This window comes from Chromohalobacter sp. HP20-39, assembly GCF_033052815.1.
GTDB lineage: Bacteria > Pseudomonadota > Gammaproteobacteria > Pseudomonadales > Halomonadaceae > Chromohalobacter.
Window position 1 is genome coordinate 1 of sequence record NZ_JAWHTP010001065.1, and the last position, 243, is coordinate 243.

Genomic DNA, 243 nt, shown 5'->3' on the forward strand with positions numbered 1-243 from the left:
CCTCCAGCGGCATGGTGTGGGTGATCAGATCGTCGATGTTGATCTTACCCTCCATGTACCAGTCGACGATCTTCGGCACGTCCGTGCGTCCGCGCGCGCCGCCGAACGCCGAACCCTTCCAGACGCGGCCGGTGACGAGCTGGAACGGACGGGTCGAGATCTCGCGGCCGGCTTCCGCCACGCCGATGACGATCGACTCGCCCCAGCCGCGATGGCAGCACTCGAGGGCCTGGCGCATCACGT

At 67.1% G+C, this 243-nt stretch carries 1 pseudogene; it reads right to left on the bottom strand.

The features are described 5' to 3' along the window. Positions 1–243, bottom strand: a pseudogene (locus RVY79_RS21190) (S-(hydroxymethyl)glutathione dehydrogenase); the annotation flags it as partial.